Consider the following 8,847-nt stretch of genomic DNA (forward strand, 5'->3'; position numbering starts at 1 on the left):
TACGCATTATCTTTGCTTGGTCGATGACGAGCCCTGACGAAAACTTTCCAGAATCACCAACGCCGCCCCCAAACAAATCGCCGAATCAGCCAAGTTAAACGCCGGCCAGTGCGACGTACCAATGTAAAAATCTAAAAAATCGATGACATAACCATGGACAAGGCGATCAAATAAGTTACCTAATGCTCCGCCAATAATCATCGCATAGGCGATATTGATCAGTCGTTGACTCGCGGGGGTGGTCCGCATCCAGTAAGCTAGCAGCCCACTGACCCCGAGCGCAATCACGCTGAACAACCAACGCTGCCAGCCTCCGGCATCACTTAAAAAACTAAACGCGGCACCATGGTTATGCACGTAGGTAAGATTAAAAAAGGGCAACAGTTCGATGCGGTGAGCAAACCCGTATTCCATGGTTTGCATCACCAGCCACTTACTACCAATATCGAGCAAAAACACCAGCGGCGCCAGCCAAAGCCAGCGCCATCCTGATTGCGAGAGGGAAAGAGTCTGCATCACGCAAATTGGCGAGTTTCGCCTTCTCCTGCAATGTTAGTCACACAACGGCCACAGATCTCCTCATGGCCAGCAATGGTGCCTACATCGGCAACATGATGCCAGCAGCGTTCGCACTTCGCCGCCGGTGAAGCCGCCACCTCAACAGCCAGACCTTCTACGTCCGTTGGCGTAGCAGATGCAGGCGCATCACCGGCGACCACGGTGGCTTTTGAGGTTAACAGCACAAAGCGAAGTTCATCGCCCATGAGTCGCAGTTTTTCGGCAAAATCAGCGGGCGCATACAACGTCACTTCGGCCTCGAGTGATCCACCTATGACTTTCTCGTTACGTGCCTGCTCGAGCGTTTTATTCACCGCATCGCGTACATTCAACAATTTCGCCCAGAATGCCTGGTTGAGGGCGGCACTGTCTTCTAGATCAAACAGCCCGTCATACCAGACTTCGGTGAAGACAAACGGGTTACGCTCGCCCGGCATTTCATTCCAAATTTCATCGGCCGTAAACGACATGATCGGGGCCATCCATCGCACTAACGCTTCAACGATATGGAACAGTGCCGTTTGACAGCTGCGATGCGCGTGGCTGCCGGCTTTCGCGGTGTATTGACGATCTTTGATAATATCAAGGTAGAAAGAACCCATCTCAATCGAGCAGAACTGCATTAAGCGCTGCGTCACTTGGTGGAAGTTACAGGCGTCATAGGCAGCGGTGATTTCCTGTTGCGCTTCTAAGGCGCGACCCACGACCCAGCGATCCACGGCAACTAAGTCTTCTGGGGCGACCAAATCGGTTCTAGGGTCAAAACCATGAAGGTTAGCCAGCAAGAAGCGCGAAGTGTTACGGATACGACGATAGGCATCGGCACTGCGTTTTAAAATCTCATCAGACACACTGATTTCACCGGTATAATCGGTTGATGCCACCCACAAGCGCAAAATATCGGCACCGAGCTTGTTCATCACCTCTTGCGGCATGATGGTGTTACCCAGTGATTTCGACATCTTGCGGCCATTACCATCTACGGTGAAACCATGGGTCAACACACGACGGTATGGGGCCTTGCCTTTAATGGCGACTGACGTCATCAGCGATGATTGGAACCAACCACGGTGCTGATCCGACCCTTCTAGGTACATGTCAGCTTCTTGGCCATTAAACTCGTCACGCTGGTTAACCACCGCATAGTGCGTCGCGCCTGAATCAAACCACACATCGAGCGTATCCAGCACTTTCTCGTACTGGTCTGCATCATCGCCAAGCAGTTCGTTAAGATCCAAATCCCACCACGCTTGAATACCGGCTTGCTCGACACGCTGTGCAACCTGTTCAATCAGGTTAATCGTATCGGGATGGAGCTCTGACGTCTCTTTGTGAACGAAAAGAGCAATGGGCACGCCCCAGGTACGCTGACGAGAAATACACCAGTCAGGGCGACCGTCAACCATGGATTCAATTCGGCTTTGCCCCCAGTCAGGGATCCATTCAACGTTTTTGATCTCTTGTAAGGCTTTATCACGCAGGCCGGCTTTGTCCATGGCGATAAACCATTGTGGCGTTGCACGAAAAATAATCGGCGTTTTGTGGCGCCAGCAATGCGGATAGCTGTGTTCATACGCGTGATGATGCAGCAGCGAACCGTGCGCTTTAAGCGTTTCAATGACACTATCATTGGCTTTAAACACATGCTGACCGGCAAATAGCGGCGTGTCGGGTAAATAAACACCATTGCTACCCACTGGATTGGCCACTTCTAGATCGTATTTCTGCCCCACGACGAAGTCTTCTTGGCCGTGCCCAGGCGCAGTGTGGACGACCCCGGTACCGGACTCAGTTGTCACGTGATCGCCAAGGATCACCGGCACGTCAAAATCATAAAACGGATGTTGGACGCGTTGCAGCTCTAACGCGTCACCTTTACAGAAACCCAGGTTGTGATAGTGCTCAATGCCAGCACGATCCATCACGTCTTTGGCCAACTCTGCGGCAAGGATCAATCGCTGTGGCTGATCCCCTTCGACTTGCACCAGTACGTATTCCAGATCCGCGGACACCGCAACGGCACGGTTGGCCGGCAATGTCCACGGCGTTGTGGTCCAGATCACCGCTGAAACGGGCCCTTCACCTTGATGCGCACCGGCAAGTTTAAAGGTGTTCACGAGCGCCTGCTCATCCACCGCACGGAAGGTGACATCAATCGAGGGTGACGTTTTGTCTTGATACTCGACTTCAGCTTCGGCCAGGGCTGAACCGCAATCGGTACACCAGTGAACCGGTTTAAACCCTTTGTGCAAGTGGCCATTCCCGGCAATCTTACCCAAGGCGCGAATGATGCTGGCTTCGGTCTTAAAGTCCATGGTGAGATAGGGTTTATCCCACTCTCCCAGTACACCAAGACGCTTAAAATCTGCTTTTTGGCCTTCCACTTGCTTGGCCGCATACTCACGACACTTATCTCGGAACTCGGCGGTCGAGATCTTTTGACCCGGCTTACCCACCTTTTTCTCGACCATCAGCTCGATCGGTAGGCCGTGGCAGTCCCAGCCAGGAACATACGGTGCGTCATAGTCCGCCAGCGTTTTCGATTTAATAATAATGTCTTTGAGTATTTTATTAACAGAGTGACCAATATGAATGTTGCCGTTCGCGTACGGAGGACCGTCGTGCAAAATAAATGTTTTTTTGCCTTTCTTCGCTTGACGGATTGCACCGTAGAGATCTTCATCATACCAACGCTTGAGCATCTCAGGCTCACGCTTAGCAAGATTACCTCGCATCGGAAACGCAGTTTCCGGCAGGTTTAAGGTATCTTTGTAGTCACTCATTGATTATTGATTCCGTATGGAGGTTACTCTAGACATTATTGCCATCAGCCAGCCACGCACGCGCTGCTGATGCATCTCGTTGAATTTGCATTTTTAATGCGTCTACTGACGCGAATTTGGTTTCATCACGCAATTTGTGCAATAGGCTCACTTCTAATTGTTTGCCGTACAAGTCGAGCGTTTGATCGAATAAATGCACTTCTAGCTGCTGATGGGTGCCATTCACTGTCGGTCGATTGCCCACGTTGGCGACGCCTGGCAACAATTGCCCCGCGCGTGCACCGTCCACGTTCACCGCATATACACCCGAAACGGGGGATACTCGCCGTTTTAGCAGTACGTTCGCAGTAGGGAAGCCTATTGTACGTCCAAGCTTTCGCCCATGCGCGACTCGCCCGCAAATACTGTACGGTCGCCCTAACATATCGGCTGCTGCATCTAACTGGCCCGCGAAAAGCGCATCTCGGATTGCGGTGCTACTCACGCGTCGATCGCTGACACAAAAACTCTCAGTGCTGACCACCTCAAATTGGTGCTCTTTGCCGGCCTGCTCTAATCGCGCGAAGTCACCGGCTCGCTTAAGGCCAAAGCGAAAGTCGTCACCCACCACCAGAAACTTAACACCCAATTGATTGACCAACAAGCGATCGACAAAGGCATCCGGCTCATGGCGGCAAATGCTGGCGAAAAGCTGACACACAGGAGCCGATCCACGCCCAATTTGGCAAGCTGGGTATATTTGTCGCGCAATCGAGATAAGCGCGCGGGAGCCTGCTCACCTTGAAATAATTCGAGCGGTTGTGGCTCAAACAACATCACAGTCGCCGGCAAGTCGAGGCTCTTGCCTTCTCGACCACTTGGCGCAAGACCGCTTGGTGGCCAAGGTGGACGCCATCAAAGTTACCGATGGTGAGTACACAGCCTCGGTGTTTGGCCCGGATATTGTGAATACCTCGAATTAATTCCATCGCCTGCTGACTATTTGAACTACAAAAACTGGCGGATTATATACTAGTCAGCGCTGGCAATCAGCCTGGATTGATATTCCGCGCTTGCCATCATCCTCGATGGCGGATATCACCCACTCTCACGCCAGCGATTACCGCCGTGATCAAATAGAGTGCTCCCCCGCCAATAATACAGCCAGCCAAGCTAACACTGCGTGAGAATAATGGCATTCCTGTCCATTGTGACAAACTTGGCATCCACACATAAAGCCCAACAATCATGGCGCAAACGGCGACCAATAGCTTGAGGATAAACATCACCGTTTCCCGAGAAAGGCGATAGATATGGCGACGATGCAACCCTTGATACAAAAGGCCAGCATTAATCAGCGCCGATAAAGCCGTGGCCATGGCCAGACCTACATAGCTGAAGAAATACGCAAAAATCGCATTAAAGATCATGTTACTGACCATGGCGATCACACCATATTTGACCGGCGTTTTCGTATCTTGGCGAGCGTAATAACCGGGCGCAAGGACTTTAATCACCATAAAGTTGACCAAGCCACAGGCATAAGCGACCAGTGAGAGGCTTGCTGCCTCAACGTCAGGTACACCAAACTCACCGCGCATAAACAGCACCATCAACATGGGCTTGGCGAGCACAATCAATCCAGCCATCGCTGGGATCCCGAGTAACAGGACCATACGCACCCCCCAATCCATGGTGGCCGCAAACTGATTCGGTGATTGGTCAACATGTTTTTTAGATAAAGCAGGCAAGATAACGGTGGCAATTGCAATGCCAAATAATCCCAGCGGGAACTCTAATAAGCGATCGGAGTAATACAGCCAACTGATCGAGCCGGTCATTAAGAAACTGGCGATGAAAGTATCGAATAACAGGTTAATTTGACTCACTGACACCCCGAACAATGCCGGGATCATTAACTGTCGAATCTTGACGACGCCCGGATGGTGCCATCCCCATTTAGGCCGAACGAGCATGCCCTCTTGCGATAAAAAAGGCAGCTGGAACAAAAGTTGGATCACTCCCCCAGCAAACACCCCGATCGCGAGGCCAATTTCAGGTTGTGCCAAATGCGGGGATAAGCCTATCGCGGCGGCAATAATCGCAATGTTTAAAAAAACCGGAGTAAAACTGGAGACCGCGAATTTATTCAGCGTGTTAAGGATAGCACCGGATAAAGCAACAAAGGTGATAAACCACAGATAGGGAAACGTGATTTTCAGCATCAAGCTGGCCAGCTCAAACTTCGCACCATCCGGCGCCCGTCCAACCAATCGACAAACCACCCCGTGCCAAATAACGCGGCTAAAACCGGCGATCCAACGACCCCGAGCAATGTCACGATCGTGACCAGCCCACCGAGGTACCGACCACATTAGCCACCAACTCACGTGAGTGGGCTCGAGTAGTATCATCTTTATCCAGCGCCTGGTATTCAGTTAATACTGGCACAAACGCTTGTGAAAACGCCCCTTCAGCAAATAAACGACGCAGAAAGTTAGGGATCTTATTGGCGAAGAAAAAGACATCGGCGGCCGCACCAGCGCCCATTAAGTTCGCAATGACGACATCGCGCACCAATCCTAAAACGCGGGACACGAATGTCATGGTGCTCACGATGAGCCCAGAGCGTAAAAGTCGCTTACTCACGGTTACCTCTTGAAAACACATGCCCGATACGCGCCACGGTCGCGCGTTGCTTCTACTTTTTCGCCCCTGGCGATACACCGAAAGGGAGAAGAAATCGAAATATGGGTGACGCCGGGGCAGAAATGCTGATAGAATCAGCCGCCATATTAACTGTGATAACCCCGCAGCGCCAATACTACCTTGGAGCGGCGGATCTTTGCACAAATGAATTGACAATAGAGGCAAAAAGAGGCATAGTCCCTCGCCTCGAAATGTCACCGAACAAAAGATTTGGGAGTTAGACCCTTGGCGAATATCAAATCTGCTAAGAAGCGTGCGATCCAGTCTGAGAAGCGTCGCCAGCACAACGCAAGCCGTCGCTCTATGATGCGCACTTATATGAAGAAAACTGCTTCAGCAATTGCTGCAGGCGATAAAGAAGCGGCAACTGCTGCTTTTGCACAAGTTCAGCCTATTCTTGACCGTTCAGCCACTAAAGGCCTGATCCACAAGAACAAAGCAGCTCGTTACAAATCAGCATTTTCAGCACAAATTAAAGCGCTGTAAGTTTGCTCTTTGTATAGAGATAAAAAAAACCGGCTCCGGCCGGTTTTTTTTTGCTTATCTGTTATGATTTACTCAAGTATTAGCTTACCGGTTCACTGCAATAGAGATCATGTAATAACTGTATAACAGCAACGACCTCATCACTTTTTAGCGAATAATATACCGTCTGCGCTTCTTTGCGCGTTGTCACCAGGCCATCTTTTCGTAACCAAGCGAGATGCTGCGATAAGGCTGACTGGCTCAGAGGCACCCGCTCCACTAACTGCCCCACCGACAATTCACCTTGTAGTAAATAACACAGAATGAAAAGGCGTTTTTCATTGGCCATAGCTTTAAGCAGATTGACTGCTTTGGGCCCATTCTGCTGCATGCGGGCTAAATCCATTCAACTTCCATCATCAGTTAACACTCAATGGCACGAGTCTAGCACGATCTTTATCTCTGCTTGTAACTAAACAAACAAGTGACTGTAATCTGCCTCACAAATCCTTTTTACCGCCGGGTGTTGGATCATACGTTCTGCGAATATGACGAAATATTCCTCTTTTACCGCACTCAACTCAGCAATTTGTATCGCTTGTCCCAAGCGGGTGACTTCCTCGGTATAGGTCGTGGGCGAAATAAATAACGCTTGATGGCTAATACCAAATGCCTTCATTAAGGCGGAATCGTCAAATTCTCCCAGAATATTCGGCACAATGCCTTGTTGATCAAACCATTGCGTCAACTTACGTCCCATTGCGGTTGATTTACTGGGCATTAAGATTTTCTGTGTCGCTAAACGTATGGGTAACGGCACATCAAGACGCTCAGCGGGGTTTGAGGAATACAGGCTCATACTGCTTTCACCCAACTTGACGCTGAACAAACCAGCCTGTTGGGTTGAATCTATCGGGCAGTCGGAAAGGATCATGTCGAGTTTATGCTCTGCGAGCTGCTCAAGCAGCATTTCATGCGTGGATTCGAAACAGCGCAGGTGAATGGCGTTATCGTGAGGAATAGCATGCAGGAGAATTTGGCTAATCAGCCGCTTGGATAACGCATCGGCAACCCCAACATCAAACAAAATATTTTCTTGTTGGCTGTAATTAACAATATCTAGCATTTCGTGGCCTAGGCCAAACATACGATCCGCATATTTAAAAACGAGCTGACCGAGCTCGGTGGGTTCAACGTAGCGGCCATTGCGTTTGGTTAGCTTGCCATTTAAGCGCTGTTCAAGGGCACGGATTTGCCCCGTCACAGTTTGCGGCGTTAAACAAAGCTTATCTGCTCCTTGCGTAATGGAGCCTTGCTTACAGACCATCCAGAAGTAGTAAAGGTGATTATAATTTAGGTGTGCCATGCTAATTGAAAAAAATACGCCAGATGAGCAGCTTACGCTGCCCCTCTGACGCCTTCAAGGCTCATGCAAGTTTTAGCTTTTCTCATCGTCTTTATCGAGTGGTTTTCTTACCCGCTCACCGGCTCGATGTTCTAACGCACGTTCTGAAAAGCTCGAAGCTTTATCCTTTTCTTCTTTATCAAGATTCGAGGTCACCATCGCTTTTCCTGCCGCCACACCTGCACGATAGGCTTTGCATACGTCACTTTGGTCTTGCTCGCCGTTGCAATACATCTCTTGGTTCGCCGCCATGGCAGAGCCCGAGACGGTGACCAGGCTAATAATCAGCGCCCGTATTATCTTCTTCATACTCGTCTCCTTGTTCATCTGCGAGCACGCTGGCTGGTGGAAGTGCAAAGTGCAACACCACGTAGCCAATCACGGCCGCTAAGGTCGATCCTATCAAGATCCCAAGACGAGAGAGTGTGACAAACTCGCCATTCACACCAACAAACGCCAGTGATGAGATAAAAATAGACATGGTGAAACCGATACCACAGAGCACTGATACGGCAAAGATGTGCGTGAAATTCACACGTGCTGGCAATTTGGCAATACCTAATTTCACCGCAGTCCAGCTGAAAGTAAAGATCCCAAGTGGTTTACCCAGAAGTAAACCCAAGGCGATACCCAGCGGTAACATTTCCGTTAGGTTAGCCAGTGATACGCCATCAAGCGAGACCCCGGCATTAGCGAACGCAAAAATTGGCAGAATAAGATACGACACGTAAGGGTGTAGTGCATGCTCCATTTTTTCAATGGCGATGGATCATCACCTGTTTTACCTTGCAATGGGATAGCAAAACCAAGCACCACACCGGCTAGCGTCGCATGAACGCCCGATTGCAGCACGCTAAACCATAAAATCAGCCCAACCACAACATACGCAGGAATGCTGGTGACTTTGCGCATGTTCATCGCAACCAGCACCACTGTCGATACAAAGGC

Annotated in this window: 6 protein-coding genes and 3 pseudogenes; 1 reads left to right on the forward strand and 8 read right to left on the reverse strand. The window is 50.1% G+C overall.

The annotated features are described in order from the left end of the window. Positions 1-6 precede the first annotated feature (6 nt). The 4 genes and pseudogenes from lspA to murJ all read right to left on the reverse strand — a co-directional run bounded on the left by lspA (position 7) and on the right by murJ (position 5,969). A complete protein-coding gene (gene lspA / locus DZ54_RS0109535) occupies positions 7-516 on the reverse strand; it encodes a signal peptidase II (RefSeq protein ID WP_037354117.1) in 510 nt (169 codons plus the stop codon). Further along, entirely contained in the window at positions 516-3,341 is a 2,826-nt protein-coding gene (gene ileS / locus DZ54_RS0109540; protein ID WP_025673903.1) for an isoleucine--tRNA ligase, read from the reverse strand. Before ileS ends, lspA begins: the two co-directional genes overlap by 1 nt. A gap of 28 nt (positions 3,342-3,369) precedes the next feature. Beyond that, positions 3,370-4,309 (reverse strand): annotated as a pseudogene (ribF, locus tag DZ54_RS20555) (bifunctional riboflavin kinase/FAD synthetase). Between the two features lie 90 nt (positions 4,310-4,399). Beyond that, a pseudogene (gene murJ, locus DZ54_RS20560) lies at positions 4,400-5,969 on the reverse strand (murein biosynthesis integral membrane protein MurJ). A 285-nt stretch (positions 5,970-6,254) separates the two neighbouring features. On the opposite strand from murJ, the gene rpsT reads away from it, so the two are divergent. Continuing rightward, positions 6,255-6,515 (forward strand): 30S ribosomal protein S20, encoded by a 261-nt coding sequence (gene rpsT, locus DZ54_RS0109560; RefSeq protein WP_025673905.1) that lies wholly within the window; start codon positions 6,255-6,257, stop codon positions 6,513-6,515. A 79-nt stretch (positions 6,516-6,594) separates the two neighbouring features. Here the strand turns inward: rpsT and DZ54_RS0109565 are convergent, their stop codons facing one another. The 4 genes and pseudogenes from DZ54_RS0109565 to nhaA all read right to left on the reverse strand — a co-directional run bounded on the left by DZ54_RS0109565 (position 6,595) and on the right by nhaA (position 8,817). Then, a complete protein-coding gene (locus tag DZ54_RS0109565) occupies positions 6,595-6,900 on the reverse strand; it encodes an ArsR/SmtB family transcription factor (protein WP_025673906.1) in 306 nt (101 codons plus the stop codon). Between the two features lie 66 nt (positions 6,901-6,966). Beyond that, positions 6,967-7,860: a transcriptional activator NhaR gene (gene nhaR / locus DZ54_RS0109570; RefSeq protein WP_025673907.1), complete on the reverse strand. Its 894-nt coding sequence runs from the start codon at positions 7,858-7,860 to the stop codon at positions 6,967-6,969. A 72-nt stretch (positions 7,861-7,932) separates the two neighbouring features. Continuing rightward, a complete protein-coding gene (locus DZ54_RS0109575; protein WP_025673908.1) occupies positions 7,933-8,208 on the reverse strand; it encodes a hypothetical protein in 276 nt (91 codons plus the stop codon). Next, positions 8,177-8,817 (reverse strand): annotated as a pseudogene (gene nhaA / locus DZ54_RS20565) (Na+/H+ antiporter NhaA). Before nhaA ends, DZ54_RS0109575 begins: the two are co-directional and overlap by 32 nt. Positions 8,818-8,847: the final 30 nt, after the last annotated feature.

This window comes from Salinivibrio socompensis S35 (assembly GCF_000513715.1).
GTDB lineage: Bacteria > Pseudomonadota > Gammaproteobacteria > Enterobacterales > Vibrionaceae > Salinivibrio > Salinivibrio socompensis.

What these genes read in the sequence shown, in the direction of transcription:
- lspA (WP_037354117.1), bottom strand. Translation starts at nt 516, where the DNA reads ATGCAGACTCTTTCCCTCTCGCAATCAGGATGGCGCTGGCTTTGGCTG.
- ileS (WP_025673903.1), bottom strand. Translation starts at nt 3,341, where the DNA reads ATGAGTGACTACAAAGATACCTTAAACCTGCCGGAAACTGCGTTTCCG.
- DZ54_RS0109565 (WP_025673906.1), bottom strand. Translation starts at nt 6,900, where the DNA reads ATGGATTTAGCCCGCATGCAGCAGAATGGGCCCAAAGCAGTCAATCTG.
- nhaR (WP_025673907.1), bottom strand. Translation starts at nt 7,860, where the DNA reads ATGGCACACCTAAATTATAATCACCTTTACTACTTCTGGATGGTCTGT.
- DZ54_RS0109575 (WP_025673908.1), bottom strand. Translation starts at nt 8,208, where the DNA reads ATGAAGAAGATAATACGGGCGCTGATTATTAGCCTGGTCACCGTCTCG.